This is a genomic window from Methylocystis sp. (assembly GCF_051061285.1).
Taxonomy (GTDB): domain Bacteria; phylum Pseudomonadota; class Alphaproteobacteria; order Rhizobiales; family Beijerinckiaceae; genus Methylocystis.
Window position 1 is genome coordinate 80,537 of record NZ_JBPFEA010000048.1, and the last position, 17,605, is coordinate 98,141.

The 17,605-nt window shown below is 64.8% G+C and carries 12 protein-coding genes; 10 read left to right on the forward strand and 2 right to left on the reverse strand.

The features are described 5' to 3' along the window. Positions 1 to 28: 28 nt before the first annotated feature. The 6 genes from glgX to ACR65T_RS16940 are packed head-to-tail and all read left to right on the forward strand — an operon-like array spanning position 29 to position 8,499. The gene (gene glgX / locus ACR65T_RS16915) at positions 29 to 4,249 is read left to right on the forward strand and encodes a glycogen debranching protein GlgX (RefSeq protein ID WP_434497579.1); all 4,221 of its coding nucleotides are present in this window, start codon (positions 29 to 31) and stop codon (positions 4,247 to 4,249) included. Beyond that, a complete protein-coding gene (locus tag ACR65T_RS16920) occupies positions 4,239 to 5,576 on the forward strand; it encodes a murein hydrolase activator EnvC family protein (protein WP_434497580.1) in 1,338 nt (445 codons plus the stop codon). The genes glgX and ACR65T_RS16920 overlap by 11 nt, the downstream gene beginning before the upstream one ends. Next, positions 5,573 to 6,937: a S41 family peptidase gene (locus ACR65T_RS16925; protein ID WP_434497581.1), complete on the forward strand. Its 1,365-nt coding sequence runs from the start codon at positions 5,573 to 5,575 to the stop codon at positions 6,935 to 6,937. Before ACR65T_RS16920 ends, ACR65T_RS16925 begins: the two co-directional genes overlap by 4 nt. A gap of 49 nt (positions 6,938 to 6,986) precedes the next feature. Next, a complete protein-coding gene (locus tag ACR65T_RS16930) occupies positions 6,987 to 7,751 on the forward strand; it encodes a heme ABC transporter permease (RefSeq protein WP_434497582.1) in 765 nt (254 codons plus the stop codon). Then, positions 7,748 to 7,906, forward strand: a complete 159-nt coding sequence (gene ccmD / locus ACR65T_RS16935) for a heme exporter protein CcmD (protein WP_434497583.1) — start codon at positions 7,748 to 7,750, stop codon at positions 7,904 to 7,906. The genes ACR65T_RS16930 and ccmD overlap by 4 nt, the downstream gene beginning before the upstream one ends. After that, positions 7,903 to 8,499 carry a DsbE family thiol:disulfide interchange protein gene (locus tag ACR65T_RS16940; protein ID WP_434497584.1) on the forward strand — a complete coding sequence of 199 codons (597 nt, stop codon included), beginning with the start codon at positions 7,903 to 7,905 and terminating at the stop codon, positions 8,497 to 8,499. The genes ccmD and ACR65T_RS16940 overlap by 4 nt, the downstream gene beginning before the upstream one ends. 18 nt (positions 8,500 to 8,517) lie before the next feature. On the opposite strand, the gene ACR65T_RS16945 is transcribed toward ACR65T_RS16940, so the two are convergent. Beyond that, positions 8,518 to 9,258, reverse strand: coding sequence for a sulfite exporter TauE/SafE family protein (locus tag ACR65T_RS16945; protein ID WP_434497586.1), 741 nt, complete (start codon positions 9,256 to 9,258; stop codon positions 8,518 to 8,520). A 25-nt stretch (positions 9,259 to 9,283) separates the two neighbouring features. After that, entirely contained in the window at positions 9,284 to 9,910 is a 627-nt protein-coding gene (locus ACR65T_RS16950; RefSeq protein WP_434497587.1) for a TetR/AcrR family transcriptional regulator, read from the reverse strand. Between the two features lie 203 nt (positions 9,911 to 10,113). Between ACR65T_RS16950 and ACR65T_RS16955 the strand changes: the two genes are divergently transcribed. The 4 genes from ACR65T_RS16955 to ACR65T_RS16970 all read left to right on the forward strand — a co-directional run bounded on the left by ACR65T_RS16955 (position 10,114) and on the right by ACR65T_RS16970 (position 17,494). Further along, positions 10,114 to 13,572 (forward strand): acyl-[ACP]--phospholipid O-acyltransferase, encoded by a 3,459-nt coding sequence (locus ACR65T_RS16955; protein WP_434497588.1) that lies wholly within the window; start codon positions 10,114 to 10,116, stop codon positions 13,570 to 13,572. 393 nt (positions 13,573 to 13,965) lie between these two features. Continuing rightward, a complete protein-coding gene (locus ACR65T_RS16960) occupies positions 13,966 to 15,399 on the forward strand; it encodes a homospermidine synthase (protein ID WP_434497589.1) in 1,434 nt (477 codons plus the stop codon). Positions 15,400 to 15,567: 168 nt separating this feature from the next. Then, positions 15,568 to 16,698 carry a PA0069 family radical SAM protein gene (locus ACR65T_RS16965; RefSeq protein ID WP_434497590.1) on the forward strand — a complete coding sequence of 377 codons (1,131 nt, stop codon included), beginning with the start codon at positions 15,568 to 15,570 and terminating at the stop codon, positions 16,696 to 16,698. 184 nt (positions 16,699 to 16,882) lie between these two features. Then, positions 16,883 to 17,494 (forward strand): ribonuclease HII, encoded by a 612-nt coding sequence (locus ACR65T_RS16970; protein ID WP_434497592.1) that lies wholly within the window; start codon positions 16,883 to 16,885, stop codon positions 17,492 to 17,494. The last annotated feature ends 111 nt before the right edge of the window (positions 17,495 to 17,605 follow it).

The window sequence follows — 17,605 nt, forward strand, 5'->3', positions numbered from 1 at the left end:
ATGACGAATCGGGCAGGAGCCGAGTCACATGATCGGCCGCCTCGCCGAGGGCGCGCCGGAGCCGCTTGGCGTCACGCCGGACGCAAGCGGCGCGAATGTCGCGGTGTTTTCCGCGCATGCCGAGGCGATCGAACTTTGTCTCTTCGATGACGCCGACGAGGAGATCGCCCGCATAAAATTGCCGGCGCGCAGCGGCGATGTTTTTCACGGCTATGTCGAGGGCTTCACAGAAGGCCAGCGCTATGGCTTTCGCGCTTATGGGCCCGATACGCCGGACGCTGGGCATCGCTTCAATCCCGCGAAACTGCTCGTCGATCCTTACGCGCTGGCGCTCGATCGCGCCTTCGCGCCGCATCCGTCGCTCTTCGCCTATGGAGAGACGGCGCGCGCCGACAGCGCCGCGCATTTGCCGAAAGCGCTTGTCGCAAAGCCAGTCTATGCGGAGTCGCTGCGGCCAAAGCATCCCTGGCGCGATACCATCATCTATGAGCTGCACGTCAAGGGTTTCACCGCGACCCATCCTGACATTCCGCAACATCTGCGCGGGACCTTCGCCGGTCTCGCGCATGACGCGGGAATCGCGCATCTGACGCGGCTCGGCGTCACGACGCTGGAGCTTTTGCCTTGCGCGGCGTGGATCGACGAGCGCCATCTCCCGCCGCTCGGGCTCTCCAATTACTGGGGCTATAATCCCATCGCCGTGATGGCGCCCGACCCGCGGCTTGCGCCGGGCGGCTGGCGTGAAGTGCGGGAAGCCGTCGCCAGACTTCACGGGGCCGGGCTCGAAGTCATTCTCGACGTCGTCTTCAACCATACGGGCGAAAGCGATGAATTCGGCCCGACAATCTCGTTCCGAGGATTGGATAACGCCAGCTATTACCGGCTTGCCGACGACGGCGCGCGTTACGTCAATGACTCGGCCTGCGGCAATATTCTCGATTGCGGGCGCGCGCCTGTCGTGCGGCTCATCATGGATGCGCTGCGCGCCTGGGCGCTTTACGGCGGCGTCGACGGCTTTCGCTTCGATCTCGCGACGACGCTCGCGCGTCGCCCCTCGGGGTTCGATCGCGACGCGCCATTGCTTTCGGCGATCCTGCAAGACCCTGTGCTGCGAGATTTAAAGCTCATCGCCGAACCCTGGGACATGGGCCCAGGCGGCTATCGGCTCGGCGACTTTCCCGAGCCTTTCGCCGAATGGAACGATCGCTATCGTGACGGCGCGCGCGGCTTCTGGCGCGGGGATTCCTGCGGCGTCGCCGAGCTCGCGACGCGACTCGCCGGCTCGCAGGACGTGTTCGCGCGCAGGCGCCCGTCACGCAGCGTCAATTTCATCGTCGCCCATGACGGCTTCACTTTGCGCGATCTCGTTTCCTACGCGCATAAGCACAATGAAGCGAATGGCGAAGCGAACCGCGACGGCGCCGACCACAATCTTTCCTGGAACAATGGCGTCGAAGGCGTGAGCGAAGACGCCGCGATCAATGCGGCGCGCGCGCGGGATGCGCGCAATCTGCTCGCCACGCTCCTTTTCTCTCGCGGAACGCCGATGCTGGCCATGGGCGCGGAGTTGGGTAAGACGCAGTCCGGCAACAACAACGCTTATGCGCAGGACAACGCCCTTTCATGGATCGATTGGGCGCATGCCGACGAAGAACTGATCGCGACGACGGCGAAGCTCATCGCGCTGCGCAAGCGACACTTGGCCTTGCACGATGATCGCTTTCTCGAGGGCGCGCCGCATGACGTTTCGCTTATCCCCGATGTCGAATGGCTGCGTCCTGACGGCGCGACGATGCGCGAAGACGACTGGCGCGACGGAAAGGCGCAAACGCTTGTCGCCGTGCTCTACGCGGAGAGCGATCGCGTCATCGTCATTCTGCATCGCGGTCTGGAGGAGATAACGGTGCGGCCGCCGCCCGCTCGCGACAATCGCGGTTGGAGATTGGCCTTCAATTCGGCGAAGGACGGCGCGAGCGAAGACATTGAAGAAATCCTCCGTACGACGCCGCGATCTGTCGTGCTTCTCGTCGAGGAAAGGCGCCCGCGGCGCCGGCCTTCTGCGCTCGCTTCGGAGGACATCCTCTCGCGTCTCGCCGAGGCGGCAGGCGTCGAAAGACAATGGCGCGACGTCGAAGGCGCGCTGCACGACGCGCCTCGCGAGACAGTCTGTGCGCTGCTAGCGCAATTGGGTTTTCCGTCCGGCACGCTCGATGAGGCCCGCGAGAGTCTCGTGCGTCTTTCAGACTTCCGTGACAGACGCGCGTTGCCGGCGAGCCTTTCGGCGAAGGAAGGCGAGACTTTCACGCTTCGGCTTGCCGCACGCAACGGCCGCACGCCAAGCTGGATCGTCGTCACGCAGCAAGACGGAAGCTGTTCGCGCGTCACGCTGCGCGCGGAGAACGCCGCGCCGGTCACATGGCGCGGATTGGATGGCCGGCGCTGCGACGGCGTCGAGGCGCGTCTGCCGCCGCTTCCCGCCGGGCGTCATCACTTGTCGCTCGAGAGCGGCGAGAGCTGTGCGCTCACTGTCGCGCCGCCGGGCTGCTACTTGCCAGACGATGCGCGACGCGAATTTGGCCTCTCGGCGCAGCTCTATTCCGTGCGCCGCGAGCGCGATCAGGGAATTGGCGACTTCTCGACGCTCGCGGAGCTCGCGCGCATCGGCGCCAAGGCGGGGGCCGCGCTCATCGCCATCAATCCGCTGCACGCCTTGTTTGCGCATGATCGCACCCGTGTCAGTCCGTACTATCCGTCCGACCGACGTTTCCTCGACCCGCTCTATATCGATGTCGCTGAATTGCAGCGCACGCTTGGCGTCTCGATCGATTTCGACGAGAAGACCGCGGCGGCTCTCAGCGCCGCCGCGGATGTCGACTATCGCGGCGTTCATGCGCTGAAGATGGCGGCGCTCGAACGCGCCTTCGCCGTCTTCCTTGATCGTTCGCGCCGCCAGCCCGACGCAGCGCCTGTCGTTTCATTCGCGGGCTTCATCGACCAGGGCGGCGCGGCGCTCGCGCGCTTCTGCGTCTTCGAGGCGGTCAGCGAGGCGCGCAACGGCCAAAGCTGGCGGATGTGGCCGCAAGAGCTGCGGGAGGCGCGCGATGCGGCGCTGAGCACCTTCGCCAGCGAACATGCGACGCGCGTCCAATTTCAGCAATTTCTGCAATGGCTCGCCGATGCGCAATTCGCACATGCGGCGCAGGATGCGCACGCAGCCGGCCTGTCGCTCGGCTTCTGCCGCGACCTCGCCATCGGCGCGGCGCCCGATGGCGCCGAGTGCTGGAGCCGCGCGGCAAGTTTCGTGGACGGCTTCTCGATCGGCGCGCCGCCCGACGCCTTCAGTCGGGAAGGCCAGAATTGGGGATTGCCGCCGCCAAATCCGATCGAAATGGAGAAAAGCGGCGGCGCCGATTTCGCGGAGCTGCTGCGCGCCAACATGCGCCACGCGGGCGCGCTGCGCATTGATCACGTCATGGGCCTGGCGCGGCTTTTCGTCATTCCGGATGGCGAAAAGCCCGCGGCCGGCGCCTATATGAGCTATCCGTTCGAGACCTTGCTTGGTCAGCTGGCGCTCGAAAGCAAACGCGCGCAATGCGTCGTCGTTGGCGAAGATCTCGGCACGGCGCCGTGGGGCTTCCGCGAGCGCCTCGAACGCGCCGACGTGCTGAGCTACCGGGTTCTAAGGTTCGAACGTTCGGGCGAGGGCTTCGCGCCGCCGGCGTTCTATCCCAAGAAAGCCATGGCCTGCGTTTCGACGCATGATTTGCCGACGCTCGAAGGCTGGTGGGCGGCGGCGGACATCGCCGAGAAGCAAGCGCTGGGGCTGATCGCGCCCGCCGCCGCTGAAGCCGCTCGCGCCGCGCGCTGCGCGGAAAAGGACGCGCTGCTCGATGCGTTGCGCGCGCAGGCGCTCATCGACGATTCGCATCACTCGTCGGACGCCTTCGACGACGCATTGGCGCTGGCGCTTCATGCGTTCATCGCGCGCACGCCGTCCTTGCTCGCCATGGCGCAACTCGATGACCTTGCGGGGGAAACGCATGCGATCAATTTGCCCGGCACCGATCGCGAACGCTTGAACTGGCGACGCAGACTGCCGGGATCGGTCAACGCGCTCGTTGATTCGCGCCGCGCCCGCGCGATCCTCGCCGGGCTTTGCCGCAATGTGGACGCGATTCCCGGCGCATATCGGCCTCCGAGCGAAATTGATGCCGCGGACGGACATGAGCGTTTCGAGCATGGCGGGTAACGAAGCCACCGAGCGCGGGCTCATCTCTGCGGCGCTCCTTGCGATTTCTGTCGCATTTTCCGCGCATGCCGAACAACAAGGTCCGGACGCAAAGGACATCTCGTCAAAGCAACAAGAATTGCGCGGCGTCGAAGACACGATGGGCGCCGCCCAGGAGCGCGCGCGTCGACTCGAAGAGCAGCTTGTCGATCACGCCGCCGCGCGCGAACGGCTGAATGGCGCGCTCATCGAAGCGACCCAGCGGCTGCAGGAAACGGAAGGGCGCGCGGCCGAGATCGAAGAGCGGCTTTCGGCGCTCACCGAGAATGAGCGCAAGATCGTCTCTTCGCTCGAGAGCCGCCGCGGATTGATCATGGAGATTCTTACCGTCCTGCAGCGGATGGGCCGGAAGCCGCCGCCGGCGCTGATCGCGCGCCCGAACGAGATTCTCGAGGCCGTCCGGGCGTCGCTCGCGCTCGGCGCGCTGTTGCCGCAAATGCGCGCCGAAGCGCGCCAGCTGCAGCGCGATCTTTCGGAACTCGAGCAGGTGCGCGATGGCGTTCGGCGCGAGCGCGAAAGCCTCGCGGAGCAGCAAGCGAGTCTCAGCGCTCAGCGGGAAAGGCTCGCCCCGATGATCGCCGAACGTCAGGACGCGCTTTCCTCTGCGCAGAGCGCCTTGCAGGCGGAGACGGAGCGCGCACGCGCGCTGGCGCAGCGCGCCACGAGCCTCAAGGACCTGATCGCGCGCATGGAGGCGGACAGTGCGGCGGCGCGGCGCGCGGCGGAGGCGGCGCGCAAGGCCGACGACGAGCGCGCCAAAGCTCAAGCGAGGCTTTCCGAGCGAGAGCGGCTCAAAGCGTTGTCTGCGCCGTTCAAGGATCCGGCGCGGCTTGCGCCCGCTGTCGCCTTCATCGATCTTAAAGGCCGGCTGCCGGCGCCGGCCGCGGGATCGGTCGTGCGGCGTTTCGGCGCGCCCGACGGTTCTGGGGGCAAGGAGAAGGGCCTGTCGATCGCGGCGCGCGAAAACGGCGTCGTTATCGCCCCTTGCGACGGATGGATCGCTTTTTCAGGGCCTTACCGTAGTTATGGACAACTCTTGATCATTAATGCCGGCGGCGGTTATTATGTGGTCCTGGCCGGCATGAGTCGCACCAATGTGAACGTGGGACAGTTCGTTCTCGCAGGTGAGCCGGTTGCCAGCATGGGAGACGGAGCCGCGCAAACCGCGGCGACCATCGCAATTGGCGCGAAACAACCCATTCTTTATGTTGAGTTCCGCAAGGACGGAGCGTCAATCGACTCGGGCCCATGGTGGGCAAAGTCAGACAGTCGGAAGGTCGGCGGATGATTCGCAAAACAGCCCTTATCGCCACAGGAATTGCTATTGGAGCGGGATGCGCCACGCTTGGCCAGCAGGCGCGCGCCGTCATCGGCGCTCCTGCTCAAGCTGCTTCCGCCGACACGTATAAGAATCTCAGCCTGTTTGGCGACGTGTTCGACAAAGTGCGCGCCGACTATGTCGAGAAGCCCGACGAGCAGAAGCTCGTCGAAAACGCCATCAATGGCATGCTGACCTCGCTCGATCCGCATTCGAGCTACCTTGACGCCAAGGCGTTCAAGGATATGCGGACGCAGACCGAGGGCAAGTTCGGCGGCTTGGGCATCGAGGTCACGCAGGAAGACGGGCTCGTGAAGGTCGTCACGCCGATCGACGACACGCCCGCGTCGCGCGCCGGGATCATGTCCGGCGATCTCATCGGCGCCATCGACGACGAGACCGTGCAGGGCATGACCCTCAATCAGGCCGTCGACAAAATGCGCGGCGCGATCAACACGCCTGTCAAGCTGACGCTGTTCCGCGGCAAGAACAAGGACAAGGTCGAGGTCAAACTGGTCCGCGCCGAAATCCACATCAAATCCGTGCGCTCGCGTAAACAGGGCGACGACATCGCCTATGTCCGCATTTCGCAGTTCAACGAGGAGACGGCGGAAGGCCTGCGCGCCGCCATGGCCAAGGCGCAGCAGGACATTCCCGCCGACAAGTTCAAAGGCTACATCCTCGATCTGCGCAACAATCCGGGCGGCTTGCTGGATCAGTCCATCCAGGTCGTCAACTCCTTCATCGACAAGGGCGAGATCGTGTCGACGCGCGGCCGCAACGCCGATGAAACCCAGCGCTACAACGCTCGCGGCTCCGGCGATCTGTCGAAGGGCAAGCCCGTCGTCGTGTTGATCAACGGCGGTTCGGCCTCGGCGTCCGAAATCGTCGCCGGCGCTTTGCAGGATCACAAGCGCGCGACGCTGATCGGGACGCGGTCCTTCGGCAAGGGCTCGGTGCAGACGATCATTCCGCTTGGCGGCTCCAGCGGCGCGCTGCGGCTGACGACGGCGCGCTATTACACGCCGTCCGGCCGCACGATCCAGGCCAAGGGCATCGATCCCGACATGATCATCCTGCAGGACGTGCCGGACGAGCTTAAGGGCAAGGACGACACCAAGGGCGAAGCCTCGCTCAAGGGCCATCTCAAGACTGGCGACGAGGAAAAGACCGGCTCGCAAGCCTATGTGCCGCCGGATGAGGCGAAGGACAAACAGCTCAACGCGGCGGTCGAACTTCTGCACGGCAAGCCGAGGGCGCAAATCCTCGCCGAACAGACCAAGGAGGTCGCCAAGGACACGACCAAGCCGCCGTCCAAGGCCGCCAATTGACGGTAATGGCCGTGGGGCTTAGACGGTCGGCGGGAGTTTCCGGCGGTCGATGAGCTTTCTGTCCACTTACGCTAATCCAACGCGCTTTCTGCGGTTTGCAGAACGCGCGTTGCCATGGCTTTCGGGCGCCACGGCGCTTCTGCTGGCGATCGGGCTCTACGGCGCCTTCACGGCGCCGCCCGATTATCAGCAGGGCGAAACGGTGCGGATCATGTACATCCATGTTCCGTCCGCTTGGCTTGCCATCTTCGCCTATGTCGTGATGACCTCGGCGTCGCTCGGCGTTCTGGTGTGGCGTCATCCCCTCGCCGACGCAGCGCAGAAGACCGCCGCCAGCCTCGGCGCCGCTTTCACCTTCGTCTGCCTCGTCACGGGCTCGCTTTGGGGCAAGCCGATGTGGGGGACGTTCTGGGTGTGGGACGCGCGCCTCACCTCGATGCTGGTTCTTTTTCTTCTCTATCTCGGTCTCATCGCCGTAAGGCAGACGATGGACGACACGCCGCGCGGCGCGCGCATCGCGGCGATCATGACGCTCGTCGGCGCGATCGACATCCCGATCATCAAATATTCGGTCGATTGGTGGAACACCTTGCACCAACCGGCCTCGGTGTTTCGCATTGACGGACCGGCGATCTCCGGATCGATGCTGTGGCCGCTCATCGTCATGGCGCTCGCCGCGACGCTGCTGTTTTTGACGCTGCACATCATGGCGATCCGCAACGAAATCCTGCGCCGACGCCTCGCGCGCCTCTCGATGCAGGCCGTCCGCGCCGGCGAAATCGCCGGCGACGAAAGCATGGAGGCGGCGGAATGAGCGGCCACTGGTTCTATATCGCCGCCGCCTATGGCGTGACGGCCGCGACGCTCGGCGTCGTGACCTTGCGCATCGTCCTCGACTATCGCCGCCTGCGCGCGGCGCTGGCGCACTTCGGCGCGGCCGGCGCGCGGGATGAAGGAGAGGGCGCGTGAGCGACGCCGTCGCGCCGCGCTCGGCGCTGCGCTTTCTGCCGCTGGCGCTCTTCGCGCTGCTGGCGCTGGTCTTCCTGGTGCGGCTGTTCTCCGGCGACGCGTCGCGCATCCCCTCGGCGCTGATCGGCAAGCCGGCGCCGACTTTCGATCTGCCGGCGCTTGAAGGACTGGCCGGCGTTCCCGGTCTCTCGACGCAAGATTTGCGCAAGGGTCACGTGAGCCTGGTCAATGTCTTCGCCAGCTGGTGCGGACCCTGCCGACAGGAGCATTCGGCGCTCATGTCGATCGCCGGCGACGAAGCGCTCAAGGCCAGAGGCGTCGAGCTCTACGGGCTTTCCTACAAGGATGAGACGACAAAGGCCTTAGGTTTCCTTGAGGAGGGCGGCAATCCTTTCGCGCGCGTCGGCGTCGATCCTGCCGGCCGTACGGCGATCGACTTCGGCGTTTATGGCGTGCCGGAGACTTTCGTGATCAAGGGTGACGGAACCATCGCCTATAAATTTGTCGGACCGCTGACGCCTTCGGCCATCGCGACGACGCTCATTCCCGAGATCGAAAAGGCGATGGCGGGCGGGGCGGCCTCGCCGCGCTGAACGCGTCGGGCGCCCGGATTATGGCGCTCTGAGAAAGAGACCGACGGTCAGCGCCGCGCCGACCACGATGATGAAGATGCGCAGGATTTTTTCGTCGATGTGATGGATCAGGCGGGCGCCGGCGACGCCGCCGATCGTCGCGCCCACGCTCGTCACCAGCGCCTGCGGCCAGTGCAGATCCGGCGAGAACAGGAAGATCGCGACGGCGGAGGCGTTCATGACGCCGGCCAGAACGTTTTTGGTGGCGCTGGCGACGCGCACGCCCTGTCCGGCCATGGTCAGCGCGGCGACCATGAGAAAGCCGATGCCGCCGCCGAAATAGCCGCCGTAAACCGAAATCAGAAATTGCGCCAGCGCCGCTCCCGGCGCGCTGAGATGCCTATGCGTGTCGCCTGACTTGCGAAAGAAACTGCCCCAGGCGAAAACCACCGTCGCAAACAGCACGAGCCATGGCACGAGACGCGCGAAGAGCCCCCGCGGCGTGCCCAGCAACACCGCCGCGCCGACGGCGCCGCCGACGATGCTGATCACGAACAGCGTGCGCAGCGAAAGCCCATTGGCGCCCGTCGCAAGCTTGCGGCCGGTCCAGCCGGTCGCGACCTGCGCCGGAAACAGCGCCGCGCATGACGTGATATTGGCGGCCAGCGCGTCCATTCCGGTCAGCATCAATGTGGGAAGGGTGAGGAACGAGCCGCCGCCGGCAAGCGCATTCTGCGCGCCGGCCCAGGTCGCTACGGCAAACAGCAGAATGAAAGTCATGCGCGCCTATGTCAGCTCGCGCGGCTCAAATCAAGCGGGCCGACTCCATCATCAGTCCCGCCGCGAGAAGCCGTATCAGCACGCCGAGCTGCTCATCCAGCAATTTTGGCGGGGTCTCAGCGATCTTCTCCTCAAGCCCCAGCGCGACGACTCCATGCACGGCCGAAAACAGCGTGCGCGCGAGCGCGGCGCGCGCCATCGCGTCCCTGCCCGGCAACAGTTGCGCAAGCGGCGCGTCCAACCGACTGAACAGGCGGTTGCGCGCGTCCGCATACCAGGCCGGCACCGGCGCGCCAGGAGGCAATCGGTGCTCGAACAGCGCGCGCCAGCTTGGCTCTTCTTTTCTCGCGAAGCTCAGATAGGCCCGCGCCATGGCTTCCAGCGCCTGCTCCGCCTCGGCGTCCACGAACGCCGCGTCGAGCGCGGCCTCCAGGCGCGCCAGGGTGCGCGCGTTGACCCGCAGGATCAGCTCGTCGAGGTCATGAAAAGCGGTATAGATCGCGCCGAGCGCGCAACCGGCCGCCGCGGCGAGATCGCGCGCCTTAAGTCCGGCGAGACCCTGCGCCGCCACCGTCTCCTGCGCGATGTCGATAAGCCGGTCACGCAACTGCGTCCGGCGGTCGGCTCCCGCGTCGGCGTTCTTCTCGTTCAAGGAACGTCTCCCAATCCAGCATGAACGTCGTTCATTTTTCTGTTGACGGCAGAGCAAAAGCGCTGCAGTCTCCATATTGAACATAGTTCATGGCGAAAGGCTGACCTTCAACCCGATCACAACGCCCATTGCAACGCGCCCGACTTGACCGATCCTTAAGGGTCATCGACGAAAGTCACGACGCATCTCCCGGAAGCTTCGACATGACGCATTCGCTTCTCGCTTCGCGGCGTTTCGCGCCATTGTTTTGGCGTCAGTTCTTCGCTGCCTTCAACGACAATTTCCTGAAGAACGCCCTGGTGCTCCTGATCCTGGCGCACGCGGCCGAGAGCGGCGCGTCGCTTGTTACGCTTGCCGGCGCGGCCTTCATCGCGCCGTTTTTTCTTCTGTCGGCGATCGGCGGCGAATTCGCCGACAAGTATGACAAGGCGCGGGTCGTGCGCTGGCTCAGCGTCGCGGAGATCGCCGTGGCGGCATTGTCCGCGACCGGCTTTCTGTTCGCCAATATCCCCACGCTCTTTGGCGCGCTCATTCTCTTTGGCGTCACCGGCGCGCTGTTCGGCCCTGTCAAATACGGCATCTTGCCCGACCAACTGACGCGCGAGGAACTTCCGGCGGGCAATGCGCTCGTCGAGAGCGCGACCTTTTTCGCAATTCTCAGCGGCACGGTCGCCGGCGGCATGGCGTTGCATGTCGGCGACGGGGTGATCCTCGCCGCGGGAGTCATGGGCGTCGCGGCGCTGGCGCTTGGCGCGGCGTGGCTGATTCCCCCAACGGGGCGCGCCGATCCCGATCTTGCGATCGACGCCAACGTCTTCCGCTCAACCTTTAAATTACTGCGGCATCTGCGTGGTCAAATAGCGCTGCGGCGGCTTGCCGTGGTGACGAGCCTCTTCTGGCTGTTCGGCTCCGTCGCCATGTCGTTGACGCCCTCGCTCATCACCCAGACGCTGCATGGCGCGGAGATCCTCGTCAGCATTCATCTGGCGCTGTTCGCCGTCGGCATCGCCATTGGATCGGGGCTCGCCGCCTTTCTGCTCAAGGGCAAGATCGTGCTGCTGCCGTCCGCCGTCGGCGCGGCGCTCGTCGCTTTTGGGTCCGCGGACCTCGGCCTCGCGCTGCTCCTTTCGCCAGCGCCGGACGCGGCGACGGCGCTGTCGCCGCAAGCCTACTTCGCTCAACCGCTCGCTTGGCGCGCCGCGATTGATCTTTCACTGCTCGCGGTCGCCGGCGGGCTGATGATCGTTCCGTCCTTCGCCGCCATTCAGGCGCAGAGCGCGCCTCAGCAGCGCGCCCGCACCATCGCCGCCGTGAATGTGCAGAACGCCGCCTTCATGGCGCTCGGCGGCGTCGGGGTTGCGGGTCTGCAGAGCTTGGGCGTTTCTTTCGCGGCGCTGCTGATTGGCCTGGCCGTCGTCGCGCTCGTCGCTTCGATCTGGATCGTCAAGGCGGTGGTCGCGTCGCCGCTGCAGGATCTGCTCTCGATCTATTTTCGCGCCTTCTACCGTCTCGAGGTTAAGGGATACGAGAATTTCGAGAAGGCGGGACCCAATCCGATCGTTGCGCTCAACCATGTGAGCTTTCTCGACGCCGCGGCGATTTTCGCCGTCATGCCAAAGCCGCCGGTCTTCGCCATTGACCGCACGATCTCGAAGACATGGTGGGCGAAGCCGTTTTTGAAATTCATGCGCGTGATCCCGCTCGATCCAGCCAATCCGCTTGGCGCGCGCGCGCTCATCAATGCGGTCAAGGACGGGAATCCGCTTGTCATCTTCCCGGAAGGCCGGTTGACGGTCACCGGCAGTCTGATGAAGGTCTATGACGGTGCGGGGCTGATCGCGGAAAAATCCGGCGCGATGGTCGTCCCGGTGCACATCGACGGCGCCGAGGCGACGATGTTCTCGCGGCTGACGCGTGAACAGGCGCGCCGGCGCTGGTTTCCGAAATTCACCCTCACCGTGCTCGAACCTATCCGTCTGACGGTCGATGACGCACTGAAAGGCAAGGCGCGGCGGATGGCGGCCGGCGCGGCGCTCTATCAGATCATGTCGGATCTCATCTTCCGCGCGACCAACGCCGATCGCACGCTTTTTGAAGCCGTCGTTGAAGCCGCGCGCACGCACGGGCTGTCGCGCGTCGCTCTCGAAGATCCGATCGCCGGCAAGCTCAGCTATCGCGGGCTGCTGATCGGGACGCGCGCGCTCGCCGGCAAGATCGCGCGCATCGGGAGGCCGGGCGATGCGATCGGACTGATGCTGCCGAACGCCAATGGCGCGGGAGTGGCGTTCCTCGCGGTCATTTCGGCCGGCCGCGCGCCGGCGATGATCAATTTCACCGCCGGCGCCGCCAATATTCTGGCGGGCTGCGAGGCGGCGCAGGCGAGGACGATTTTGACGTCGCGCGGCTTCATCGAGAAAGCCAAGCTCGAAAAGCTTGTCGCAGCACTCGAAGAGAAAGTCGCGCTCGTCTATCTCGAAGACATGCGGGCGCGCATTTCCTTCGCCGACAAGCTCGACGCGTTCCGACGCTTCCGCAAACCTGTCGCCCCGCGCAAGGCCGACGAGATGGCGGCGATCCTTTTCACCTCGGGGTCGGAAGGCGCGCCAAAGGGCGTCGCCTTGTCGCATCGAAACATGCTCGCCAATGCGGCGCAGGCCGCCGCGCGCATCGACTTCGGACGCACCGACAAGGTCTTCAACGTGCTGCCGATGTTCCATTCCTTCGGTCTGACGGTCGGCTTCACGCTGCCGCTGATCTCCGGCGTTCCGATCTATCTTTATCCCTCGCCTTTGCACTACCGCATCGTGCCGGAGCTTGTTTACGGCTCAAACGCCACGATTCTTTTCGGCACGGACACTTTTCTCGCCGGTTACGCGCGCCCGGCGCACGCCTATGACTTCCGGTCGATCCGTTATGTCGTCGCCGGCGCCGAGCCGGTGAAGCAATCGACGCGCGATCTGTGGATGGAGAAGTTCGGCGTCCGCATCCTTGAAGGCTATGGCGTGACGGAAGCGTCGCCGGTCCTCGCGCTCAACACGCCGATGTTCAACAAATTCGGCGCGGTCGGACGGCTGATGCCGGGCGTCGAACATCGGCTCGAGCCGGTTCCGGGCGTGGAGGACGGCGGAAGGCTCTTGGTGCGCGGTCCCAATGTGATGATGGGCTATCTCAAGATCGATAAGCCCGGCGTCGTGCAGCCGCCAGAGAACGGCTGGCATGATACGGGCGATATCGTCACCATCGACGCGCAAGGCTATGTGACGATCAAGGGTCGCGCCAAGCGTTTCGCCAAGGTCGGCGGCGAGATGGTGTCGCTCGCGGCCATCGAACAGCTGGCGGCGGAACTCTGGCCCGACGCGCTGTCGGCGGCGGCGACCGAGATCGATCCGCGCAAGGGCGAGAGAATCATTCTTGTTACGCAGCGCAAGGACGCGACGCGCGCCGATTTCCAAGCCTACGCCAAAGCGAAGGGCGCGTCGGACCTGATGATTCCGGCGGAAATCATGCTCGTCGAGCAGGTGCCGCTTCTGGGCTCCGGCAAGCTCGATTTCGCGGCGGTGACCAAAATGGTGCGCGAGCGCGGGCGCTATATTCTGCCCAATCCGCGCCTGCCCAACGGCCTGCAGGGGCGCATCGACGGAAACGCCGCTGCGTCTGCGTGAAATTCCAAGAAGTTAAATTTAAGTCGCGCTGCGGTCCTCGCCCTTCGAGACGCCGCCATTCGGCGGCTCCTCAGGATGAGGACCGCAGAGGCTCTCAAAAGATCTGCCCTCTAAAAACAGGTCAGTTTTGCGAAACCAATGGCCCCTCATCCTGAGGAGCCCTCGAAGAGGGCGTCTCGAAGGACGAGGGGCCCTTGCGCGTCTTCATGACTTGATGAGCCACGACCCCCATGTCGTCGAAGACGCCCAACTGGCCTGCGTGTCGCCGAGCGCGGGCAAAAGCGCGGGCGCAGCGCCACGCCATGCGCGCCGCCCGCGCATACTCAAGCTCTTGATTAATACGTCCATGCTTGCTTTATCGCGGCGCAATAACTTTCTCGGGAGCTGCGCCTCATGTCGACTTGGCCAAACTACGGCAAAATCACCGGTCCGATCGTGCTGATCGGCTTCGGCTCCATCGGCCGAGGCATTTTGCCGCTGATCGAGCGCCATTTCGATTTCGACAAATCGCGCTTCACCGTCATCGATCCCGTCGATACGCATCGCCGTCTGCTCGACGAGCGCGGCATCGCTTTTCTCAAAACCAGGCTCACGCCGGAGAACTACCGCGAGGTCTTGACCCCGCTGCTGACCAACGGCGGCGGCCAGGGCTTTATCGTCAATCTCTCGGTCGACGTTTCTTCGCTCGCGATCATCAAGCTCGCGCGCGAATTGAACGCGCTCTGCGTGGACACGGTGGTCGAGCCATGGCCGGGCTTCTACTTCGACAAGACCATGTCCAATGAAGCGCGCACCAATTATGCGCTGCGCGAGACGGTGCTCGAAGAGCGCCGCAAAAATCCCGGCGGATCGACGGCGGTTTCCTGCGTCGGCGCCAATCCCGGCATGGTCTCCTGGTTCGTCAAGCAGGCGCTCGTCAATATCGCGCGCGACACCGGCGCGCTCGACAAGGAGCCGGAAACGCGCGCCGAATGGGGCGCGCTTGCCCAAAAGCTCGGGGTGAAGGGCGTCCATATCGCCGAGCGCGACACGCAGCGCGCGCGCGATCCCAAGCCGCTCAACGTCTTCGTCAACACCTGGTCGGTCGAAGGCTTCGTCTCCGAGGGCATGCAGCCGGCCGAACTCGGCTGGGGCACGCATGAAAAGGCGCTCCCCGACATCGGCCGCACGCATCAGGGCGGTTGCGGCGCGGCGATCTATCTGCTGTCGCCCGGCGCCAATACGCGCGTGCGCTCCTGGTGTCCGACGCCGGGCGCGCAATACGGCTTTCTCGTCACCCATAATGAATCGATCTCGATCGCCGACTATCTGACGCTGCGCGACGATTCCGGACAGGCGATCTATCGTCCGACCTGTCACTACGCCTATCATCCCGCCGACGACGCCGTGCTTTCTCTGCACGAGATGTTCGGCGCAGCCGGCAAGATGCAGGAGAGCTGGAAGATTCTCGACGAACACGAGATCGTCGATGGAATCGACGAACTCGGGGTGCTGCTCTACGGCCACGCCAAGAACGCCTATTGGTATGGGTCGCAGCTCTCGATCGAGGAGACTCGCGATCTCGCGCCCTATCAGAACGCCACCGGACTGCAGGTGAGTTCTGCGGCGCTCGCCGGCATGGTCTGGGCGCTGGAGAACCCGCAGGCGGGAATCGTCGAAGCCGACGAGGTCGACTACAAGCGCTGCCTCGACGTGCAGCTGCCCTATCTCGGCCCGGTGAAGGGCTACTACACGGATTGGACGCCGCTCGATGGGCGTCCCGGGCTGTTCCCGGAGGACATCGACGAGAGCGATCCCTGGCAGTTCAAGAATATTCTGGTGCGCTGAGGGCGCCTCAAGCGCAGAATTAGGAAGCGCGCCGTCGAGAGTCGGCGCGCTTTTTTGTTCGGAAGGCCGCTTGCGCCAGTATCATGTTCTCTATATGTTCTGACGAGCATCAAGTTCTGAGCACTCGCGCAGCGAAGCTCGGGGCGACGCTGGGCAGAGGCTGCGAACATGGGGCGTGCGGCTCAGGCATCGGTAGAGATAAATGGCGCGCCGCCGCCGATCGACGGCGCCGCGATCATCGACGCCGATCGCCGGCGCGGACGCGGCGCGTTGTCGAAGCGCAGCGGCCGCTTCGAAAAGGAGACTCGCGAGGAGGCCGACGACGGCTGGGGGTCGCTCGAGAGCCTGCCGGCGCTCAAGACCAATTTCCACGTCGAGAAGCCGCGCACGATCATCACCAGGAATGATTCGCCGGACATTTCCTTCGATCGCTCGATCAATCCCTATCGTGGTTGCGAGCATGGCTGCGTCTATTGCTTCGCGCGGCCGACGCACGCCTATATGGGCTTTTCGCCCGGCCTCGATTTCGAGACCGAGATTTTCGTCAAGGACGGCGCGGCGCAGCTTCTCGAACGCGAATTGTCGGCGCCGCGCTACGTCCCCAAGACGATCGCCATCGGCACCAACACCGATCCCTATCAGCCCGCCGAGAAGAGCCATCGAATCATGCGTTCGATCCTCGAAGTGCTGGCGCGCGCCAATCATCCGGTCGGCATCGTGACGAAGTCCGCGCTCGTCTTGCGCGACCTCGATCTGCTCGCGCCAATGGCGGCCAAGGGCCTCGCGAAGGTCGCGATCTCGGTGACGACGCTCGATCGCAAGCTCGCGCGCCTGATGGAGCCGCGCGCCGCGACGCCCGAGTTGCGGCTCGAAACCATCGAAAAGCTCAGCGCCGCCGGCGTGCCGACGGCGGTGATGACGGCGCCGATCATTCCCGCCATCAATGACGACGAGATCGAGCGGATCTTGACGCGGGCGCACGCCGCCGGCGCTCGTGAGGCGGGCTATGTGATGCTGCGCCTGCCGATCGAATTGCGCGATCTCTTCACCGAATGGCTGGCGACGCATTTTCCTGACAGGGCCCGCAGAGCCCTCGCGCTCATGCGCGCGACGCGAGACGGCAAGCTTTACGATCCTTCCTTCGGGACCCGCATGAAAGGCGAGGGGCCCTACGCCTGGATGATCGGCCGGCGTTTTGAACTCGCGGCCGCCCGGCTGGGGTTCACGCAGAAAACCAGGCTGCGAACGGATCTGTTCGAGCCGCCGCGCCGCGCGCCGCAGCAGCTCAGCCTCTTCTGAGCCCATCTTAGGCTGGTCTCCCGGCGAGCTTATCGCGCTTGCGCGGCCGAGAATTCTTTGGACGCCGCCGCAAGCGCCGTCTTTCCGGTTGCCAGCCGACCGCCCGCCGCGCTTTATTCGCTGCGCGGTCCTGCACTGACGCCACCGTCGCAGGACCCATAGCGATCCGCCCGGGGGAGCGTTTGTGACGGCCAAGGGGCCCCATTTTCGGCTGGAAGCGCAGCTGCGCCGGAAAGGCGTCTGGCCGATCGCCGGCGTCGACGAAGTCGGACGCGGGCCGCTCGCGGGTCCGGTGGCGGCGGCGGCGGTGATTCTCGATCCCGAACGACGGCCGCGCGGGCTCGATGATTCGAAGGCGCTGAACCAGGCGCAGCGCGAAGAAGCGTTTGAGCGCATCATGGTCAGCGCGCTCGCCGTGAGCGTCGCCTTCGTCGCCCCCGCCGAGATCGACCGCATCAATATCCGCCAGGCGTCGCTCGCGGCGATGGCGCGGGCCGTCGCCGGCCTTTCCCAGGCGCCGGCCTATCTTCTCATCGACGGCAACGACCGGCCGCCGGTCAACTGCCCCTGCCAGCTGATCATCAAGGGCGACGCGACCGCGCTGTCTATCGCCGCCGCCTCGATCGTCGCCAAGGTCGCCCGCGACGCCATGATGCGCCGCCTCGCCGTCCACTATCCGCACTATGGTTTTGAGACCAATGTCGGCTACGCCGTGCAGCGTCACCTTGACGCGCTGGCGCTGCACGGCGCGAGCCCGGCGCACCGCGTCAGCTTCGCGCCCGTCCGCGAGGCGTGAGGCCTTCGTCAACTATTCGCTAACCTTTTTATTTCTTTAAGACTTCCGTTCGAAAAAGAGACGCCGGCGTTTTGCCAATCTAAACGCCCCCTTTACCTCCCTCCTTCACTA

Coding starts and splice junctions, on each gene's coding strand:
- glgX (WP_434497579.1), top strand. CDS start 29: ATGATCGGCCGCCTCGCCGAGGGCGCGCCGGAGCCGCTTGGCGTCACG.
- ACR65T_RS16920 (WP_434497580.1), top strand. CDS start 4,239: ATGGCGGGTAACGAAGCCACCGAGCGCGGGCTCATCTCTGCGGCGCTC.
- ACR65T_RS16925 (WP_434497581.1), top strand. CDS start 5,573: ATGATTCGCAAAACAGCCCTTATCGCCACAGGAATTGCTATTGGAGCG.
- ACR65T_RS16930 (WP_434497582.1), top strand. CDS start 6,987: ATGAGCTTTCTGTCCACTTACGCTAATCCAACGCGCTTTCTGCGGTTT.
- ccmD (WP_434497583.1), top strand. CDS start 7,748: ATGAGCGGCCACTGGTTCTATATCGCCGCCGCCTATGGCGTGACGGCC.
- ACR65T_RS16945 (WP_434497586.1), bottom strand. CDS start 9,258: ATGACTTTCATTCTGCTGTTTGCCGTAGCGACCTGGGCCGGCGCGCAG.
- ACR65T_RS16955 (WP_434497588.1), top strand. CDS start 10,114: ATGACGCATTCGCTTCTCGCTTCGCGGCGTTTCGCGCCATTGTTTTGG.
- ACR65T_RS16960 (WP_434497589.1), top strand. CDS start 13,966: ATGTCGACTTGGCCAAACTACGGCAAAATCACCGGTCCGATCGTGCTG.
- ACR65T_RS16965 (WP_434497590.1), top strand. CDS start 15,568: ATGGGGCGTGCGGCTCAGGCATCGGTAGAGATAAATGGCGCGCCGCCG.